The following is a 19,537-nucleotide window of genomic DNA, read 5'->3' on the forward strand; positions in this document are numbered from 1 at the left end:
GCGATGGCGGTGACGCAGTTGCTGATGCCGGGGCCGTTCTGGCCGATGACGACGCCGTGGCGGCCGGAGACGCGGGCATAGCCGTCGGCCATGTGGCCGGCGCCCTGCTCGTGCACGACGGGGATCAGGCGGATGCCGGCGGGGGCGAAGATGTCCATGGCGTCCATGAAGGCCGACCCCATGATGCCGAACATGTCGGTCACGCCGTTGGCGGCAAGGGTCTCGACGAAGGCTTCCGAGGGGGTCATGGCCTGCGGGCCGGCGGTGGCGGCGCCGTCGGCGGGTTGGGTCTTGAGGGATTCGGGCAAGTGTTCGCTCATGGTGTCGTGTCTCCAGTCTATCGATCTCAAAACGGAACCAAATGTTCCGAAAAGTGTTCGTGAGTCGAAATGTAGGATGTGAGCGCGAGATGGTCAATAGAAGAATTCGATAAACGGAATGCCATGTACCTAAAAACGGTAGTAAATACCCTTTAAAGTGCAGCAAGAGCAATCTGGCGGGCCGTGTGGACCCACAGTTGGTCCTCGCTGGCTCTAACCCGGCGAGGGCCGGCTTTCTACCATAGGGCTACACCGCGCTCAGGGCTTGCTTCAACAGCATCCGGTGCGCGCCGGGCTGACTCTCCGCAGAGAAGAGCGCCGCTAAAACGAGAGGACGCAAAGACGTCCCAACCAGACGGAGACATTGGCATGCTTCATGCTCATCACCTCTTCCTCCTCGAGCAGGCACCGCCCTGGTGCCAGGCTTCCCGTGCCGGCGATCTCCGCCACAGCACACCACACAGTCAATCTTGAGGAGGTTCATCATGCGTTGGATCAAGCAGCTTGCAGCAAGCGTGGTCATGGCGGCGGTCGTCGCCCCGGGCGCCTACGCGCAGACCAGGGAAGTCGTCATCGCCTACCAGGACATGGTGGTGCCGTGGCGCTACGCGCAGGACATGAAGGAAGTCGAGAAGCAGACCGGCTACAAGGTCTCGTTCCGCCAGTTCGGCGGCGGCGGCGACGTGATCCGCGCGATGGCTTCGGGCCAGATCGCGATCGGCGAAGCCGGCACCTCGCCGATTGCCTCGGCGCTGTCGCAGGGGCTGGACGTGGAGCTCTTCTGGATCCTCGACGACATCAACGCGGCCGAAGCCATGGTGGCGCGCAACGGCAGCAATATCAACAGCGTGGCCGACCTCAAGGGCAAGCGGGTGGGCGTGCCCTTTGTCTCCACCACGCACTACCACACGCTGGTAGCGCTGGAGCAGGCCAAGATCAATCCCAAGGACGTCAAGATCATGAACATGCGGCCGCCCGAAGTGGCCGCGGCCTGGGAGCGCGGCGACATCGACGCCACCTTCATCTGGGATCCGGTGCTGGCCAAGCTCAAGCAATCGGGCAAGGTGCTGGTGACCTCCGGCAAGATCGCCGCCGAAACCGGCAAGGCGACCTTCGACGGCATGATCGCCAACAAGAAGTTCGCGCGCGAGAACCCCGAGTTCATGGTCAAGTTCGTCAAGATCCTGGCCGCGGCGGATGACAAGTATCGCCAGGACAAGGCCGCATGGACCGCGGAATCGCCGATGGTGAAGGCGGTTGCCAAAGTCTCCGGCGCCAAGGCCGAAGCCGTGCCGGCCAGCATGGCGCTGTACGGATTCCCCACGCTGGAGGAGCAAGCCTCGCCCCGCTGGCTGGGCGGCGGCGCGGCCAAGGCGCTGCAATCGGCGGCGCAGTTCCTGAAGGAGCAGGGCACCATCCAGACCGTGCTGCCGGACTACGGAACGGGCGTCAATGCGGAGTGGGTAAAGCGGGCCCTTGCCACCAGGACGCCGGCCTGACTGCCTTGTGCGCCGCGGAGCGGGCGATGTCCGCTCCGTGGCCTTGAATGACCTTTTCCGGAAGTTTGCAGCTATGGCCAAACTCGAAATCGACAACCTCAGCGTTAACTACGGCGGCCGTGGCGGCGCCGAAACGCTGGCCCTGTCGCAAGTCAATCTCACTATGGAGCGCGGCGATTTCGTCGTCGCGCTGGGCGCCTCCGGGTGCGGCAAGACGACCTTGCTGTCATGCATTGCCGGCTTCATGCAACCCTCGGAAGGCGAGATCCGCCTCGACGGCAAGACTGTGCACGGTCCTGGTGCCGAGCGCGGCGTGGTGTTCCAGAAGCATGCATTGATGCCCTGGCTCAATGTGCTGGACAACGTGGCGCTGGGCCTGCGGCTGCGCGGCGTGCCGCGCGCCGAGCGCCTGCGCATCGCGCAGGAAAAGCTGGCGCTGGTCGGGCTGGAGAAGGTGGCGGCCAAGCCCGTCTACCAGCTCTCCGGCGGCATGCAGCAGCGCGTTGGCATTGCCCGCACGCTGGCCAACGACCCTGCGGTGATGCTGATGGACGAACCGCTCGGCGCGCTGGATGCGCTCACGCGTGAAACCATCCAGGCGCTGATCCTCAAGCTGTGGGCCGCGGAACAGAAAATCGTGTTCTTCATCACCCACAGCGTGGAGGAAGCATTGTTCCTGGCCACCCGCCTGATCGTGATGACGCCTTCCCCGGGACGCATCGCGCATACCTACGAGCTGCCCTTCGCGCGGCGCTTCATTGCCTGCGGCGATGCCCGCGAAGTCAAGTCCGATCCCGAGTTCATCCGGTACCGCGAAGAAATCGTCGACCTGATCCATGCCACGCCCTGAGGAGTCCGACATGACTGCTACCGCCCAACGACTCGACCCCCCTCCCGGCTCGGGCGCCATGCCCGCCAGGCCGGCCGCGCGCCGCATGAAGGCCGTCTCCGGCTACCGCCTGCCAGGCGAGGGCTCAAGCTCGCGCATCTCCACCATCACCGTGGTTTCGCTGCTGGCGCTGTGGTGGATCGCCAGCCACCTGCGCTGGCTGCCGCCACTGTTCCTGCCCACGCCGGAATCCATCATCAATGCCTTTATCGATGCCTGGAACGGCAATGTGCAAGGCGGCCTGCCGCTGACGGAGCACTTCCGCGCCAGCATGGTGCGCGTGTTCGGCGCCTTCGCGCTGGCCACGGTCACGGCCGTGCCGATCGGCGTGATGATGGGCGTGTCGCGCATCGCGCGCGGCGTGTTCGATCCGCCCATCGAGTTCTACCGGCCGCTGCCGCCGCTGGCCTACCTGCCGCTGATCGTGATCTGGTTCGGCATCGATGAAACGTCGAAGATCCTGCTGATCTTCCTGGCCTGCTTCGCGCCGCTGGCGATGTCGGCGCAGGCGGGGGTGCGCTCGGTCACCATCGAGCAGATCAATGCGGCGTACTCGATGGGGGCCAACCGGTGGCAGGTGATCCGCCATGTGGTGATTCCCGCGGCGCTGCCCGACATCCTGACCGGGATGCGCATCGCCATCGGCTTCGGCTGGACCACGCTGGTTGCCGCCGAGATGGTGGCCGCCACGTCGGGCCTGGGCCAGATGGTGCTCAACGCGTCGAACTTCCTGCGCACGGATGTGGTGATCATGGGCATCGGGCTGATCGGCCTGATTGCCTATACCTTCGACCTGCTGATGCGCAAGATGGAGAAGTGGCTGGTGCCCTGGAAGGGGAGGATGTAAAGCCAGAGCCTGTGCCGTGCCGGGCGCCGCTATCCGCGCCGCCCGTTTCCCCGTCTAGAACGTAGCGGCCAGCTCCCTGGCCGTTTCCTGCAAGCGCGGCACGAACTCCAGCGAGCGCGACAGCGGCGAGCGTGCCGTGGGCGCATGCACCGCCAGGGCCGCCACCACCTGCCCGCGCTCATCGCGCACCGGCACCGCCACGCAGGAAATCCCCGCCACGAATTCCTCGTTGTCCACGCCAAGCTGCTTGTGGGCGCTGCGGTCCAGCTCGGCTTCGAGCAGTTCCACGTCGGTGACGGTATTGGGCGTAAAGCGCTCCAGCGGCAACTGCCGCACCAGCGCGGCGCGCTGCTCGCGCGGCAGCAGCGACAGCAGCAGCTTGCCGCTGGCAGAGCAGTGCAGCGGCACGCGCGATCCGGGTTTCAGGTCCAGCCGCAGCGGCCACGGGGCTTCCATGCGGTCCAGGTACAGCACCGAGGTTTCGTGCAGCATAGTCAGGTTGACCGTTTCGCCGATATCGGCCACCAGCCGTGCCAGGATGGCATGGCGCAACTGGCGTGTGCCCGAATGCGTGACGATGGCCACGCCCAGCCGCGAGAGGCGCGGCCCCACCGCGTAGGCGTTGCGCGCACCGGGCTCGCGGATCACCAGCCCGCCCGCTTCCAGCGCGCCAAGCATGCGGTGCAGGGAAGCCTTGGGCGCTTCGAAACCCTGCATGATTTCCGCCAGCGACAAGGGCCGGTCCGCCGCCACCAGGAATTCCAGCAGCGCGAAGGCGCGCAGCGTGGGGGTGTCGCGGTCCGCAGCGGCATCGGCTGCGGCGTTCGGGACCGGCGCCGTGGCGGCCGGTTCTTCCAGCCGCAAGGGCGCCGCCGCGCGCGCGCCTTTGGCGGATTTTTCCTTGGGTGCCTCGGGAGGCACTTTTCTTTGTGCTGCTGCTGTTGCCGATTTCAATTCGGACTCCGTTCCGGAAAACGAGACAGATTGATTGTATTCCACTTCAGACCTTCGCTTGTGGGCAGCATCAGCCAGCGCGTCTGCCGCCCCTGTCGGGAGCGGGCAAGGGCCTAGCGTTCGTCGCAAAGTACTTTTGCCATGCCGCGCGCCGCCTCGCGCAACGTCGGCACCGCTCGCACCAGCGCCTCCAGCGATACCCGGGCCGTGGGCGCGTGACAGGCGATAGCCGCTATCACGGGGCCATCCGGGGCGGCGCTGTCAGCCGTGCCGCCGCCGGCGCGCACGGGCACCGCTACCGCCGTCATGCCGCGGACGAACTCTTCGTTATCCACGCCGATACCCTGGGCGCCGAGGCGGTCCAGTTCAGTGTCGAGCGCGCCGATGTCGGTCAGGGTGCGCGGCGTATAGCCGCGGATTTCCAGGCGCCGCAACGTCTGCTGCCGCTCCGCGCGCGACATGGCCGCCAGGAACAGCTTGCCGCTCGCCGTGCAGTGAAGGGGCACGCGGATGCCCGGCGAGAGTTGCAGGCGCAGGGGCTCATCCGTCTCCACCCGTTCCACATAGAGCACATGGTCGCCGTCCATCGTGGTCAGGTTGCAGGTCTCGCCAAGGCTGGCAACCAGCCGGCCAAGAACGGCGCGGCATTCGCGCAGCATTGGTGGCCCTTTTAGTGTCTGCATCGCAATCGCGGCTGCCCTGGGGCCGGGCATGAAGCCGCGCTCCGCGGGCATCTGCACGACAAAGCCGGCGCTTTCCATGGCGCGCAGCAGGCGCATCAGCGTGGTCTTGGGCATGCGCTGGCGCTGCGCCAGTTGCGCCAGGGTCTGCGGGTGCTGGGCGCGCGCGAGGCATTCCAGCACCGTCAGCGCCCGCAGGCTGCGGTCCTCGTCGTCGGCGGCTGGCTTCGTGCTCTCTGCTGCGCTGCGATTCTGAAACGGAAATTGCACATTCTGTTTCATATTCTGTGTCTCCTCACAATTTGCCTTCTTATTCTGGGTTCTCGTTCATAAGATCGGAACAATTCGTTTCAGTATAAGTGGCGCCGCCAACGGCAGCAAAGGGCATGACTGGCCCTGGCGGCAGATAACAAGGAGACAGCGACGATGTCGCAAACCGTTGATTACATCGTGGTAGGAGCCGGTTCGGCCGGTTGCGTACTGGCCAATCGCCTGAGCGAAAACGGCCGGCATGCGGTCTGCCTGCTGGAGGCCGGTCCTCCCGACCGCTATCCGTGGATTCACATCCCCATCGGCTACGGCAAGACCATGTTCCACAAGACGGTCAACTGGGGCTTCTATACCGACCCTGATCCCAATATGCTCGACCGCCGCATCTACTGGCCACGCGGGCGCACCCTGGGCGGATGCAGCGCCATCAATGGCCTGATCTACGTGCGCGGCCAGCGGCAGGACTACGATCACTGGGCCGCGCTGGGCAATCCCGGGTGGGGCTGGGATGAATGCCTGCCGTACTTCCGCAAGCTGGAGAACAACGACCTCGGCGAAGGGCCCACCCACGGCACGGCCGGGCCGCTCAATGCCACTTCCATCGACAGCCGCCATCCGCTGGTGGATGCCTTCATCGAGGCAGGCCAGCGGCTGGGCGTGCCTTACCGCGAGGACTTCAACACCGGCGAGCAGGAAGGCGCCGGCTACTATCAGCTGACCACGCGCAAGGGCTGGCGCTGTTCCACGGCGGTCGCCTACCTGCGCCCGGCGCGGGGGCGGCCGAACCTGCGCATCGAGACCGACGCGCATGCCACCGCGATCCTGTTCGAGGGGCGGCGCGCCATCGGCGTGCGCTACATGCAAGGCGGCAGGTCATGCACCGTGCTGGCGCGGCGCGAGGTGCTGCTCTGCGCCGGCGCGCTGCAATCGCCGCAGTTGCTGCAACTGTCGGGCATCGGCCCCGCGCCGCTGCTGCAATCGCTGGGGGTGCAGGTGGTGCACGCCTTGCCTGGTGTCGGGGAAAACCTGCAGGACCACCTCCAGGTCCGGCTTATCTACGAAGTCTCCAAGCCGATCACCACCAACGACCAGTTGCGCACCTTGTCCGGCAAGGCGCGCATGGGGCTGGAATGGCTGCTGTTCCGCAAGGGGCCGCTGGCGATCGGCATCAACCAGGGCGCCATGTTCTGCCGTGCCCTGCCGGACGAAAGCGCTACGCCGGACACGCAGTTCCATTTCTCCACGTTGTCCGCGGATATGGCGGGCGGCAATGTCCACCCGTTCTCCGGCTGCACGTATTCGGTTTGCCAGCTGCGGCCGGAATCGCGGGGATCGGTGCGCATCAAGTCGACCGATCCCTTCGAGCCGCCGTCCATGCAGCCGAACTATCTCTCGACCGAACTGGACCAGCGCAGCGCGGTGGCGGCGGTGAAGTTCGCGCGCAGCGTGGCCCAGGCCGAACCCATGCGCGGGCTGATGAAGCGCGAGTTCCGGCCCGGCGATGCGGTGCGCTCGGACGACGAGATCCTGCATTTTTGCCGCCAGTACGGCGCCACCATCTTCCATCCGTCCGGCACGGCCCGCATGGGGCCCGCCCGCGACGCGCTGGCGGTGGTCGATGCCCGCCTGCGCGTGCATGGCGTGGCGGGCCTGCGCGTGGTGGATTGCTCGATCATGCCGACGCTGGTGTCGGGTAACACCAATGTCCCGGTGGTGATGGTGGCCGAACGCGCCGCCGATTTCATCCTGGAAGACGCGCGGCGGGAGGTACCGGTCGGCGCGGCGGCATGATGCCCCGGTAAAGGAGGAAGGTCCCGCTGTTTTTCTGCAAGCCCCGGCGCTCAACAATCACATCATTCCAGCGGGCGCCGCTTACCTGTGTGAGGAGACAAAGATGGCAAGCCCCAATGAAAAGGCGATTCGCAAGGTCGTGATGGCGTCGGTGATCGGCGCCACCATCGAGTGGTATGACTTTTTCCTCTACGGCGTGGTCGCCGGCATTGTGTTCAACAAGCTGTACTTCCCGGCCGGCGATCCGCTGGTGGCAACCATGCTGGCGTACACAACCTTTGCGGTCGGGTTCCTGACGCGGCCGCTTGGCGGCGTGATCTTCGGCCACTTCGGCGACCGCATCGGCCGCAAGAGCATGCTGGTGATGACGCTGATGATCATGGGCGTGTCCACATTCCTGATCGGGCTTGTGCCGACCTACGACAGCATCGGTTTGTGGGCACCCGTGCTGCTGTTGCTGCTGCGCGTCTTCCAGGGGATCGGGCTGGGCGGGGAATGGGGCGGGGCGGTGCTGATGGCCTATGAATACGCGCCGGCGCACCGCAAGGGCTTCTACGCCTCCCTGCCGCAGATCGGCCTGGCGATCGGCTTGTGCCTGGCATCGGGCGTGGTCGCATTGCTCTCGCTGCTGCTGACCGACGGCCAGTTCCTCGCCTGGGGCTGGCGTGTTGCCTTTATCGTGTCGGCGGCGATGGTCTTCGTCGGCATGTATATCCGCCTGAACGTCAAGGAAACGCCGGAGTTCGCCGCGGTCAAGCGACAGAACGCCGAGACGCAGATTCCTTTCGTCGACATGATGCGGCGTTATCCGGGCAATATCCTCAAAGGCATGGGCGCACGGTATATCGACGGCGTGTTCTTCAATATCTTCGGCGTATTCTCGATCACCTACCTGACCCAGACCATCCACATCTCGCGTACCCAGGCCCTGGTCGGCGTGATGGCGTCCGCGGTGGTGATGTGTTTCTTCATCCCGTTCTTCGGCGGCCTGTCGGATCGCATCGGGCGCACGCGTGTCTACTTCTGGGGCTCGCTGATCACCGCTTTCTCCTCGTTCCCGGCCTTCTGGCTGATGCTCAACGGCGGGCAGAACGTGATGCTGCTCTGGCTGGCCATCGTGGTGCCCTTCGGTATCTTCTACGCGGCCGTGTACGGGCCGGAGGCCGCACTGTTCTGCGAGCTGTTCGACGCCAGGGTGCGCTATACCGGCATCTCCTTCGTGTACCAGTTCTCGGGCATCTTTGCCTCCGGCATCACGCCCATCGTTGCCACCGCCTTGCTCAAGAGCGGCGGCGGAGCGCCGTGGCAGATCTGCGCCTATGTGGTCTTCGCCGGTGTGGTGTCGGCCCTGTGCGCCGCGTTGATCGGGAGGCAGATGCGCCGGGTGTCCGCGATCAGCGCGCCAACTGCAGCGTGACGATGCCCGCCACCACCAGCGCCGTCGCTACCAGGCGGCGCTTGTCGAACGGCTCGCGCAGCAGGAAATGCCCGAGCAGCGCTGCAAAGATCACGCTGGATTCGCGCAGCGCCGCCAGCTTGGTCACTGGCGCCATCGTCATGGCCCAGAGCATCAGCGCGTAGGAACCCACGCGGTTGATGCCGCCGATCCAGGCGCGTTTCCACTCCTGGCGGTACAGGGTCAGCAGCGTTCGCCCGCGCTGGCTGAAGGCAAAGCCGGGCATGAAGATATGCGACAGCAACTGCAGCCAGGCGATATAGGAGAAGACGTCTCCATATCGCTTGACCGCGGTACCGTCGATCACGGTGCCGCCGGCCAGGCAGGCGCCCGCCAGCAGGGCGAAGCCCATCAGGTCGGGGGACTGGCTGCGCCAGCGTACCAGGCTGACCAGGCCGATGCAGATCAGGGCGATGCCGGCATAGCCGCCGGGGCCGAGCCGCTCGGCGCCGGTCAGCAGGAGGATCATGGCGACCATCAACGGGGCGGAGCCGCGCATCAGGGGGTAGGCCTGGCTGAAGTCGCCGCGGTTATAGGCGGCTACCAGCGATAGTTTGTAGCCGACTTCGAGTGTGACGGTGGCGAGGAGGAAGGGCCAAACCTGGGGGGCGGGTAGCGGTACCAGGAATACCATTGGCAAGGCCACGAGGAAGCAGAAGCTGTCGATCAGCGCCATCGACGATAGGCGGTCGCCGCCGATCTTGACGATGGCGTTCCAGGAGGCGTGCATGATCGCGGAGAGCATGACGGCTAGGAAGGGGGTGGCGGGGGAGTCGGGGGGGAGGGGCATTTGGGGGGGGCTTGGGGGCTTGATGCAACCGCTTAACGTCAAAAGCCTAAAGTCAAAGGCAGTTTCACCACCCCTGCGGGGCGGCGACCTACTTTCTTGTCTTGCCAAGAAAGTAGGCAAAGAAGGCGCCCCATACGGCCTGGTACACCTTGACGGCTCGCTTCGCATCGCGCTGGGGTGTGGCCCGCCCTTGAGGGCGCACCACACGGCTACACCGAATCGTTGTTCTGGTGGCACCGCTGTTGTTTGATGTCCCTGGACATCAAGCATTGGGGCTTTCGTCCGGTACCCGCTTCTGCCGGCGAGCCGCCGTTTGCCATCCACTGGTTCACTCCCCTCTCCCGCTTGCGGGAGAGGGGGCGGGCGTTTGCCCGGACGACGGCTCTGCAAATGCCTCAAGCCGCCCGCGCCAGCGGTGCCTTCATCTCGATGCCCATTTCGCGGAGCGTTTCGTCGATTGCGCTCACCACGTTGCGCATCTCGTTGGCGTCGATGGCGCCGATGCAGCCCACGCGGAATGTCTCGACCTGTGTCAGCTTGCCGGGGTAGAGGATGTAGCCGCGTTCGCGTACCTTGGCGTAGAAGGTCTTGAAGTCATAGCGCGCATCGGACGGTGCATGGAACGTTACGATGATTGGCGCTTGCACCGTGGGCGAGAGGAAGGGGCGGAAGCCCAGTTCCGCCATGCCGCTCACCAGCGTTTCATAGTTGGCTTGATAACGCGCACCGCGTACAGGCTGCCCGCCTTCTTCCAGGAACTGGTCGAGCGCGGCACGGAAGGCCGCTACCACGTGCGTGGGCGGCGTGAAGCGCCACTGGGTGGTCTTCTGCATATAGGTGTACTGGTCGTACAGGTCCAGCACCAGCGAATGGCTGTTGCCCTGGCTGGCTTCCAGCACGGTCTTCTTCACCAGCACGAAGCCCATGCCCGGTACGCCTTCGATGCACTTGCCCGTGGCCGCCACCAGCGCGTCGAACGGCATGGTGCGCGCGTCGATGTCCAGCGCGCCGAAGGAGCTCATGGCATCCACGATCAGGCCCTTGCCCAGGCGCGCGCATAGCGCGGCGATCTCGGGCAGGGGGTTGAGCACGCCGGCGCCGGTTTCGCAATGGACCTGCGCCACATGGGTGATCGACGGATCGCGGGCGAGCGCGGCTTCGATCAGCGCGGCGGTCGCCGGCTGGTCTTCGGGGGTCGGCAGTTCCACGCTGGCGCGGCCCAGTACCTTGCAGATCTTGAGGATGCGCTGGCAATAGGCGCCGTTCTGCGGCACCAGCACCTTGCCGTCGCGCGGCACGACATTGGCGATGGCGGCTTCCACCGAGAAGGTGCCGCTGCCCTGCATGGGCACGCAGACGTGGCTGCCCTGTCCGTGCACGATGGCGATGAGGTCGTCGCACAGGCTGCGGGTGATGGCGTTGAAGCTGGTGTCCCAGGATCCCCAGTCGCGCAGCATGGCTTGCTTGGTGGCGAGCGAGGTGGTGAGGGGGCCGGGGGTTAGCAGGATGGGGTCGTTGCCGCGGATCATGGTTGTGCTCCAGGGATGGATTCAGGGATTGGGATCGTTGGAGTGATGGCTTCCGTGCCTCGTGGGCATGGAATGCCGTTGGGTTGCGTCAGTCGTTGCGGCCGGATTGCCGCCAGGCCTGCGTCTTCGCATCGAGCACGCGCTGCAGCAGGTAGTACAGCAGGCAGGCGAAGGCGGAGGTCAGCACCACCAGCGTGGCCATGGCGGCAGCGGGACCGATGTCGCCGCTTTCGTCGAGATTGACGATCTCCACTGAGGCTAGCTTGGTATCCGCGCCATACAGGAAGACAACCGCCGATACGGTGGTCATGGCGTTGATGAACAGGTAGCGCGAGATGTCCAGGATGGCGGGCAGGCAGGCCGGCACCGTGACCTTGAGGAAGGTGGTGTAGAAGGGCACCTTGAGCGAGGCGGAAACGGCTTCGAACTCGCTGTCGAGCTGCTTGAGCGCCGTTACCGCGGTCAGGTGGCAGGAGGCGTAGTAGTGCACGATGGTCACCAGCACCAGGATGCCCAGCGTCTGGTACATGACGTTGAGCGGGTTGGCCGCCGGCACGAAGAAGAAGATGTAGCCCAGTCCGAGCACCAGCCCCGGCACGCCCATCGGCAGCACCGCCATCAGCCGCACGAAGCCGCGCAGCCAGTCCAGCCCGCGTGTCTTCTCCAGCAGGTAGGCTGTGCTGAAGATGAAGACGGGTCCCGGCAGCGCGCAGGCGATCGCCAGGCGCAGGCTGTTGAAGTACGAGTCCACCACGCCGCCTTCCACCAGGCCAACCCGGTAGTGATCGAGCGAGAGCGAGAAGTCATAGGGCCACAGCTTGACGAACGATGCATAGATCGCCATGCCCATCACCGCCACCATCAGCGCTGCCATGACCCAGCAGAATGCGGCCATGGAGAGATCGAAGCGCCGGCTGCGGCGCGGCACGTACGGCACGGAGCGGGCGGTCATCAGCGCCATCTGGCGGCGCTGCACGCGCGCGTCGATGTAATAGGTGACGGCCACTGGCACCAGCAGCATCAGCGATACCACCGCCCCCTGCGAGAAATCCTGCATGCCGATCACCAGCTTGTAGATATCGGTGGCCAGCATATGGAAGTTGCCGCCGATCACCTTGGGAATGCCGAAGTCGGAGATCGCATAGGTGAACACCACCATGGCCGCGCTGACCAGCCCGTAGCGCGCGCCGGGCACCGTGATGGTGAGGAATTTCCGCAACGTGGAGGTGCCGAGCGCGTCGGCCGCTTCGTACAGGCGCGCGTCCGTCAGCGACAGCGCGGTGATCAGGATCATCAGCGCATGCGGGAAGGTGGCGAACACCATCGACGCGACGATGCCTAGCGGGCCGTAGATCTGCGTCTCGCCCATGTACGGCTTGAGCAGGCCCTGGTTGCCGAACCAGAAGATAAAGGAGATCGCCGCCAGCAACGAGGGCGCCAGCAGGGGGATCATCGCCAGGTTGCGCAGCATGCCCTTGCAGGCGATGCGGCTGCGCGTGAGCGCGTAGGCGAAGGCGAAGGCCAGCGGCACGGTCAGCGCGGTGGCCAGCGCCGATACCCACACGCTGTTCCACACCGAGCGCAGCAGCGCGGGAGACTCCAGGTAGGCGCGGAAGTGCGCGAGGCCGGCGAGGCTGCCGTCGCGGTTCTGCACGCTCTTGGCCAGGATCATCACGATGGGCGCCAGCACGAAGCACAGCAGGGCCAGCGCGGCCACACCCAGCAGGGCGAGCGCCAGGCGGTCGGTCCAGTGCGCGCGCACGCGGGTGGCGGCGGGGGTGGCTTCAGCCACCGGGGCGGTGGATAGGCTGAGGCTCATGCTTGGCGGAAGATGCGGATGCGGTCGGCGGGAATGGCCAGGCGCAGCAAATCGCCGGCGCTGGGGCGCAAGTCGTGCAGGTCGTTCAGCGAAAGATCCGCGTAGAGCGTGGCGCAGTGGCCGCCCGTGTCCGGCAACCTGAGCGTGAGGCGGGAAAACGCGCCCAGGAACTCGATCTTGTCGACGGTAGCGTCCAGCACGTTGCCGCCGTGCTGCTCGATGCCGCGCACGCAGACATCCTCTGGCCGGAAGAACACCTGCACGGATTCATCCGTGCAACAGCCGGGCGGCGTCGCGCAGCGCATGCGCGTGCCGCCAAAGTGCAGTTCGCCGTCGCCGCCCACGCGCGCCGCCAGCATATTGGTGCGGCCGACAAAATCGGCTGCGAACGGCGTGGAAGGGCGCTGGTAGATCTGCGCGGGCGTGCCGATCTGCTCGATGGCGCCCTGGTTCATCACCACGATGCGGTCGGCCATCGACAGTGCTTCTTCCTGGTCGTGCGTGACCAGGATGGTGGTGATGTTCAGCCGCTGCTGCAGCGCGCGGATCTCTCCGCGCAGCCGCCCGCGCACGCGTGCGTCCAGCGCGGAGAGCGGCTCGTCCAGCAGCAGCAGGCCGGGCGAGGTAGCCAGCGCGCGGGCGATGGCCACGCGCTGCTGCTGCCCGCCGGAAAGCTGGGCCGGGTACTGCCCGCCGCGCTCGGGCAGGCCGACCATGGTCAGCAGTTCCGCCACGCGCTCCTGCCGCTGCGCGCGCGGCATGCGGCGGTTGACCAGGCCATAGGCCACGTTGTCCGCCACGGTGAGATTGGGGAACAGCGCGTAGGACTGGAACACGATGCCGTAGTCGCGTTCCATTGGCGGCAGGGTGGAGATGTCGCGGCCGGCCTGGATGATGGTGCCGGCGCTTTGCGATTCCAGTCCGGCGATGATGCGCAGCAAGGTGGTCTTGCCGCAGCCGGAGGGCCCGAGGAAACACAGCAGTTCGCCCTGGCGTACCTCCAGGTCGATATGTTGCAGGGCGGTAAAGCCGCCGAAGCGCTTCTGGATGCCTTGCAGGCTGAGGTAGCTATCGAGCCTGGCGGTCATGTTTTGCATGGTGTGTCGCCTCTTGTGGGGGTGAGGGCTGGCTTGGCTCGCTGCCGCGCACGGGCATGGCGTCGTGCCCGTGCGCGCTGGCGGCCATATTGTTTGCCTTATTGTTTGCCTTATTGCTTTTCCGACTTGCCGCTATAGCGCTTCTGCCATTCGTTGAGCACGCGCTCGCGGTTCTTGGCGATATAGCTGAAGTCGTTCTTGACCAGCATCTTTTCGTAGTTCACAGGGATGCTCTCCACCTTCTTGGCGATGCCGGGATAGGCCACGATGGCCCAGTCGCGGGCGAACAGTTCATTGGCTTCCTTGCTGGCCAGCCAGTCCAGGTAACGCTGCGCGGCCTCCAGCTTCTTGGTGCCCTTGACGATGCCGGCGGCCTCGATGTCGTAACCCAGCCCCTCGGTCGGGAAGATCATGTCGATGGGCGCGCCCGAGGCCTTGGTCTTGTGCGCGCGCAGCTCGAACGAGATGCCGATCGGGAACTCGCCGGCGCCGGCCTGCTTGCACGGCTTGGAGCCGGAGTGCGTGTACTGGGCGATGTTTTCGTGTAACGCGTCCATGTACTTCCAGCCTTCCTGCTCGCCGAACAGTTGCAGCCACGCGGTCACGTCGAGAAAACCGGTGCCGGACGACGCCGGGTTGGGCATCACGATCATGCCCTTGTAGACAGGCTTGGTCAGGTCGCGCCAGGTTTCCGGCTTGGGCAGGTTGCGCTTCTTGGCCTCCACGGTGTTGAAGCAGATGGTGGCGCCCCATACGTCCAGTCCGACCCAGTTAGGTGGCGTGGCCTTGTCGCTGTAGTCGCGGGTGAGACGGTCGAAGCCCTTTGGCGAGTAAGGCGTCAGCATGTTTTCCTGTTTAAGCAGTTCCAGGCTGGATGCGGCCAGCCCGGCGATCACGTCGGCCTGCGGATTGGCTTTTTCCGCGAGCGCCTTGGCGGTGATCACGCCGGTGGAATCCCGCACGTACTTCAGTTCGATGTCCGGGGCGACCTTGGCGAAGCCCTCGGCGTAGGGCTTCAGCGTCTCGATCTCCCACGCCGTATAGACGGTGAGGGTGGTCTTCTGCGCCATCGCGGTACTGGCGCAACACAGGGCGAGGGCGCCGGCGGCCAGGTGCGGAACGAACTTGAACGTCGCTTTCATGTGGGGCTCCTTGTGGCATTTTAGGTTGTATTGTGTGTCAATTTGGTGAATTTGTTGCAGCGCTTTGGGGCATGTTGCACCACCATCGCATCACCACATATCACCGTTAAACCCTTGTTTTACAACGCTTGCAAGACGTGTGCCCGGACTTTCACGGGATGCTGGGCGGCGTTTCGTGCTCTTCATCGGTACCTGGTTTGTTGACAATATACAAACTGCTTGCTTTAATGACAACCAGGAATTTCGATGGTCCCGAATCAGGAGTCTTCATGTCACGGCCAGCCGCTCAGTCGAGCGATATTGCGATCCTGCAGAGCCAGTCGCTGACCACCCTGGTGCAGCGCGAGCTTGAAATGCGCATCGTGTCCGGCGGTCTGCTACCCGGCGCCAGGCTCAATGAAATCGAACTCGCGGGCGAGTTCAATGTGTCGCGCGGCCCGCTGCGCGAAGCCTTCCGGGCGCTGGAGCAGGCCGGCCTGCTGCGCACCGAGAAAAACCGCGGCGTGTTCGTGCGCGCCATCTCCCTGGAAGAAGCCGACGAAATCTATGCGCTGCGCGCGGTGCTGGACGAATACGTGGGCCGCCTGCTCGCCGCCAACATCACGGCCGAAGGCGTGCGCGAGCTGCGCGCGCTGATCGAGGCCATGGGCGCGGCCAGCACCGCGCGCGATCTCGACGAATACACCCGCCTCAACCTCGCCCTGCACGACCGCATGGTGGAGCTCGCCGGCAACCGCAAGCTGGTGGATACCTATCGGCGCCTGGTCAAGGAACTCACCCTGTACCGGCGCGAGGCGCTGTCCGCCGACAGCAACGCCATTCCCACCTCGACCCGCGAGCACCGCGAGATCGTGTCCGCCATTGCCGGGCGCGACGTGGAGCTGGCCGGCAGGCTGATGCGCGAGCACGTGGAACGTGGCCGCGCCCGCATGCATGCCGCCGTCGATGGCGGCGCCGCTACCCATACGCCCTGAAGCTTTTCCTCTCCCGCACAGGAACCCCCGATATGTCGAACCCGAATCTTTCCAGCGTCGCCGCACCGAGCATCACTGTCAATCAGCGCACCTACCAATGGATGAAACAGCCCGTGGTGGTGGTCTGCGTGGACGGTTGTGAGTTCGATTACCTGGAAGCGGCCGCCGCCAGCGGCAGCGCGCCCTACCTGAAACGCCTGCTGGCCGAAGGCGCCAGCTTCCGCGGGGCGTGCGTGGTGCCCACCTTCACCAACCCCAACAATCTCTCCATCGTGTGCGGGGCGCCGCCGGCGGTGCACGGCATCTGTGGCAACTACTTCTTCGACCGCAGCGCCAACGGCGGGCGCGGCGAGGAAGTCATGATGAACGACCCCAAGTACCTGCGCGCCGGTACCATCCTGGCCGCCTTTGCCGACGCCGGCGCCAGCGTGGCGGTGGTGACCGCCAAGGACAAGCTGCGCCGCCTGCTCGGCTACGGCATGCGCGGCATCTGCTTTTCCTCGGAGAAGGCCGACCAGGCCACGGTGGAGGAGAACGGTATCGACAACGTGCTGGAACTGGTCGGCATGCCGGTGCCGGACGTGTACAGCGCGGCGTTGTCCGAGTTTGTCTTTGCGGCAGGCGTGCGGCTGATGGAAACGCGGCGGCCGGACCTGATGTACCTGTCCACCACCGACTACATCCAGCACAAGTTCGCCCCTGGCTCGGACGGCGCCAACGCCTTCTACGCCATGATGGACAAATACCTGGCGCAGCTCGACGCGCTCGGCTGCGTGGTGGCGCTGACCGCCGACCACGGCATGAACGCAAAGCACGACGACGCCACCAAGGCCCCCAACGTGATCTACCTGCAGGACCAGCTCGATGCGTGGCTGGGCCGCGGCGTGGAGGCGGGCGGCGCGCGCGTGATCCTGCCGATCACCGATCCCTACGTGGTGCACCACGGCGCGCTGGGCTCGTATGCCACTGTCTATCTGCCGGAGGATGCCGACCGCGCCGCGCTCAAGGAACGGCTGGCGGCGCTGCCGGGCATCGAAAGCGTGCTCGATAACGCCGAGGCCTGCGCGCGCTTCGAACTGCCGCCGGACCGGGTGGGCGATCTCGTGATCGTCAGCGGCAAGCATGTGGTACTGGGCACCAGCCAGAGCCGGCACGACCTGTCCGGCCTGGACGCGCCGCTGCGCTCGCATGGCGGCGTGTCGGAGCAGACCGTGCCGCTGGTGTTCAACCGCGCCACGGCGGGCATTCCCGGCAAGGCGCAGCTACGCAACTTCGACATCTTCGATGTCGCGCTCAATCACCTGCACTGAGCGCAGCCCCAATCCGCCCGAATCCTTGACGCGAGAACCGACATGAATGCCCCCCAGTTTTCCGCCGGCCAGGTCAGCCCGCATTTCCGCGCCGAAGCGCTGCGCATCGACGGCAAGAAGATGACGCGCGAGCGCGTGATCGAAGTCTGCAGCCCCTACGATGGCTCGCTGGTCGGCACCGTGCCGATGGCCAGCGTGGAAGACGTGCGGCATGCCTTTGCCGTGGCGCGCGCGTACCGCTCCACGCTGACCCGCTTCGAACGCGCCGCCATCCTCAACCGCGCCGCCGCGCTGCTGCGCGAGCGGGTGGAGGAAGCGTCGGACCTGATCACGCTCGAATCCGGGTTGTGCAAGAAGGACTCGCTCTACGAGATCGGCCGGGTGGCCGACGTGCTTGGCTTTGCCGCCAACGAAACCCTGCGCGACGACGGCCAGCTGTTCTCCTGCGACCTGACCCCGCACGGCAAGAAGCGCCGCGTGATGACCCAGCGCTCGCCGTTCCTCGGCGTGATCTGCGCCATCACGCCGTTCAACCATCCGATGAACCAGGTCGCGCACAAGGTGGCGCCGTCCATCGCCACCAACAACCGCATGGTGCTCAAGCCGTCGGAAAAGGTGCCGCTGTCGGCCTACTACCTGGCCGACATACTGTATGAAGCCGGCCTGCCGCCGCAGATGCTGCAGGTGGTGACGGGCGACCCGCGCGAAATCGCCGACGAGCTGATCACCCATCCCTCGGTGGACCTGGTCACCTTCACCGGAGGCGTCGGCATCGGAAAGTACATCGCCAACAAGGCTGGCTACAAGCGCGTGGTGCTGGAACTGGGCGGGAACGATCCGCTGATCGTGATGGACGACGCCGACCTGGAACGCGCCGCGGACCTGGCGGTGCAGGGCTCGTACAAGAATTCCGGGCAGCGGTGCACTGCGGTCAAGCGCATGCTGGTGCACCAGGCTGTGGCCGACCGCTTCACCGAGATGGTGGTGGAAAAGACCCGTGCCTGGAAATATGGGGACCCGATGGATCGTACCGTGGACATGGGCACCGTGATCGACGCCGAGGCTGCCGCGCTGTTCGAGTCCCGCGTGAAGGAGGCGGTGGCGCAGGGGGCGCGGCTGGTGCTGGGCAATCTTCGCGACGGCGCGCGCTATTCGCCTACGGTGATCGATCGTGTCGATCCGGCCATGACGGTGGTGCGCGAGGAAACCTTTGGGCCCGTCTCGCCCATTATTACCTTCCGGGATATCGATGACGCCATCCGTATTTCCAACGGCACCGCGTTTGGTTTGTCCTCGGGGGTATGCACCAACCGGATGGACGACTTTGCCCGCTTTGCGGATGAGTTGCAGGTGGGTACGGTCAACCTGTGGGAAGTGCCTGGTTATCGTATCGAACTTACGCCGTTTGGGGGGATCAAGGATTCGGGGCTTGGCTATAAGGAGGGTGTGCAGGAGGCGATTAAGAGTTTTACTAATTTGAAGTCGATTACGATGCCTTGGGGGTAGGGGGTAGGGGGTAGGGGGTAGGGGGTAGGGGGTAGGGGGTAGGGGGTAGGGGGTCGGGGGTGGGGCGGTGTTGGCATGTTGCACCCAAAGGAATACGACATCCCCCTGCGGGGGACGCCGGTCACTCTTCTTTGCTTCGGCAAAGAAGACTAACGAGAAGAAAGCCGACCCTGCCGGGGGCAGAGCAATCAGGCTATTTCGCATTGGTGATTTCGTCGTGCGGCCAGCAGTTCTGCTAGCTTCTGCCGGTACCAGCTTGCAGGGTCACGAATCTGCCAATTTCCGGGATTCGTGGTGCGGCCCCCGGTAGCGGAATCCTTGCCCATTCGGCCATCTGCCGTTACCGGCGCGAAGCACCACGATACATCGCCTGCCAATGGTTTCGTGGTGGGGCGGGCGCGGTGATCAGGGTCTTGGGCATATCAACCCGGTGCCACCGCGCCCACGACGGAACCGGTGCGCCTGCAACTTCGTGGGCGGCCACTACGCGAGCGACAGACGGCTTGAAGCAAGTGATGTCTGCTACCGGGGGCCTCACCACGAATCCCGGAAGCGCCAGATCCTTCCGTGTTCGCCGACCGGGCCACGGTGCCCACCACGAAACGAAGACGATTGCATTCAGCCACGGCCAGCGCCGGTACGGCAGGGTGTCGAATGGCAGGGT

At 65.2% G+C, this 19,537-nt stretch carries 16 protein-coding genes; 8 read left to right on the plus strand and 8 right to left on the minus strand.

Features of this window, described 5'->3' with window-relative positions; all coding sequences use genetic code 11:
• Positions 1-320: thiamine pyrophosphate-binding protein (locus tag AC1DS6_RS21705; protein ID WP_477103049.1), on the minus strand; the 320-nt coding region annotated here is incomplete at its 3' end.
• Positions 321-805: 485 nt separating this feature from the next.
• Between AC1DS6_RS21705 and tauA the strand changes: the two genes are divergently transcribed.
• From tauA to AC1DS6_RS21720, 3 genes are all read left to right on the plus strand, one after another.
• The gene (gene tauA / locus AC1DS6_RS21710; RefSeq protein ID WP_441635874.1) at positions 806-1,819 is read left to right on the plus strand and encodes a taurine ABC transporter substrate-binding protein; all 1,014 of its coding nucleotides are present in this window, start codon (positions 806-808) and stop codon (positions 1,817-1,819) included.
• A 73-nt stretch (positions 1,820-1,892) separates the two neighbouring features.
• Complete coding sequence (locus AC1DS6_RS21715; RefSeq protein WP_045243183.1) at positions 1,893-2,669, plus strand: taurine ABC transporter ATP-binding protein; 777 nt, start codon at positions 1,893-1,895, stop codon at positions 2,667-2,669.
• A gap of 10 nt (positions 2,670-2,679) precedes the next feature.
• On the plus strand, positions 2,680-3,555 hold the full coding sequence (locus AC1DS6_RS21720; RefSeq protein ID WP_477103050.1) for an ABC transporter permease subunit: 876 nt from the start codon (positions 2,680-2,682) through the stop codon (positions 3,553-3,555).
• A gap of 54 nt (positions 3,556-3,609) precedes the next feature.
• Here AC1DS6_RS21720 and AC1DS6_RS21725 read toward each other — a convergent pair whose 3' ends face one another.
• A complete protein-coding gene (locus AC1DS6_RS21725) occupies positions 3,610-4,338 on the minus strand; it encodes an IclR family transcriptional regulator (protein WP_428180526.1) in 729 nt (242 codons plus the stop codon).
• A 284-nt stretch (positions 4,339-4,622) separates the two neighbouring features.
• Positions 4,623-5,471 carry an IclR family transcriptional regulator gene (locus AC1DS6_RS21730; protein WP_477103051.1) on the minus strand — a complete coding sequence of 283 codons (849 nt, stop codon included), beginning with the start codon at positions 5,469-5,471 and terminating at the stop codon, positions 4,623-4,625.
• Between the two features lie 144 nt (positions 5,472-5,615).
• Between AC1DS6_RS21730 and AC1DS6_RS21735 the strand changes: the two genes are divergently transcribed.
• Together AC1DS6_RS21735 and AC1DS6_RS21740 are read left to right on the plus strand one after the other, a co-directional pair.
• Positions 5,616-7,250: a GMC family oxidoreductase gene (locus tag AC1DS6_RS21735; protein ID WP_477103052.1), complete on the plus strand. Its 1,635-nt coding sequence runs from the start codon at positions 5,616-5,618 to the stop codon at positions 7,248-7,250.
• A 103-nt stretch (positions 7,251-7,353) separates the two neighbouring features.
• On the plus strand, positions 7,354-8,667 hold the full coding sequence (locus AC1DS6_RS21740; protein WP_477103053.1) for an MFS transporter: 1,314 nt from the start codon (positions 7,354-7,356) through the stop codon (positions 8,665-8,667).
• On the opposite strand, the gene AC1DS6_RS21745 is transcribed toward AC1DS6_RS21740, so the two are convergent.
• The 5 genes from AC1DS6_RS21745 to AC1DS6_RS21765 all read right to left on the minus strand — a co-directional run bounded on the left by AC1DS6_RS21745 (position 8,645) and on the right by AC1DS6_RS21765 (position 15,083).
• The gene (locus tag AC1DS6_RS21745; protein WP_477103054.1) at positions 8,645-9,496 is read right to left on the minus strand and encodes an EamA family transporter; all 852 of its coding nucleotides are present in this window, start codon (positions 9,494-9,496) and stop codon (positions 8,645-8,647) included. The genes AC1DS6_RS21740 and AC1DS6_RS21745 overlap by 23 nt on opposite strands.
• A gap of 395 nt (positions 9,497-9,891) precedes the next feature.
• Positions 9,892-11,025 (minus strand): 2-aminoethylphosphonate--pyruvate transaminase, encoded by a 1,134-nt coding sequence (locus tag AC1DS6_RS21750; RefSeq protein WP_477103055.1) that lies wholly within the window; start codon positions 11,023-11,025, stop codon positions 9,892-9,894.
• Positions 11,026-11,113: 88 nt separating this feature from the next.
• On the minus strand, positions 11,114-12,844 hold the full coding sequence (locus tag AC1DS6_RS21755; RefSeq protein ID WP_477103056.1) for a putative 2-aminoethylphosphonate ABC transporter permease subunit: 1,731 nt from the start codon (positions 12,842-12,844) through the stop codon (positions 11,114-11,116).
• Positions 12,841-13,941: a putative 2-aminoethylphosphonate ABC transporter ATP-binding protein gene (locus AC1DS6_RS21760; protein WP_441635860.1), complete on the minus strand. Its 1,101-nt coding sequence runs from the start codon at positions 13,939-13,941 to the stop codon at positions 12,841-12,843. The genes AC1DS6_RS21755 and AC1DS6_RS21760 overlap by 4 nt, the downstream gene beginning before the upstream one ends.
• Before the next feature lie 110 nt (positions 13,942-14,051).
• Complete coding sequence (locus AC1DS6_RS21765; protein WP_477103057.1) at positions 14,052-15,083, minus strand: putative 2-aminoethylphosphonate ABC transporter substrate-binding protein; 1,032 nt, start codon at positions 15,081-15,083, stop codon at positions 14,052-14,054.
• Between the two features lie 269 nt (positions 15,084-15,352).
• Between AC1DS6_RS21765 and AC1DS6_RS21770 the strand changes: the two genes are divergently transcribed.
• Genes AC1DS6_RS21770 through phnY form a run of 3 tightly spaced genes read left to right on the plus strand, consistent with a single transcriptional unit; the run spans position 15,353 to position 18,873 of the window.
• A complete protein-coding gene (locus tag AC1DS6_RS21770) occupies positions 15,353-16,057 on the plus strand; it encodes a phosphonate utilization associated transcriptional regulator (RefSeq protein ID WP_441635856.1) in 705 nt (234 codons plus the stop codon).
• Between the two features lie 32 nt (positions 16,058-16,089).
• A complete protein-coding gene (gene phnA / locus AC1DS6_RS21775) occupies positions 16,090-17,367 on the plus strand; it encodes a phosphonoacetate hydrolase (protein WP_441635854.1) in 1,278 nt (425 codons plus the stop codon).
• A 42-nt stretch (positions 17,368-17,409) separates the two neighbouring features.
• The gene (phnY, locus tag AC1DS6_RS21780) at positions 17,410-18,873 is read left to right on the plus strand and encodes a phosphonoacetaldehyde dehydrogenase (protein ID WP_441635852.1); all 1,464 of its coding nucleotides are present in this window, start codon (positions 17,410-17,412) and stop codon (positions 18,871-18,873) included.
• Positions 18,874-19,537: the final 664 nt, after the last annotated feature.

Source organism: Cupriavidus sp. 05L310, assembly GCF_056398185.1.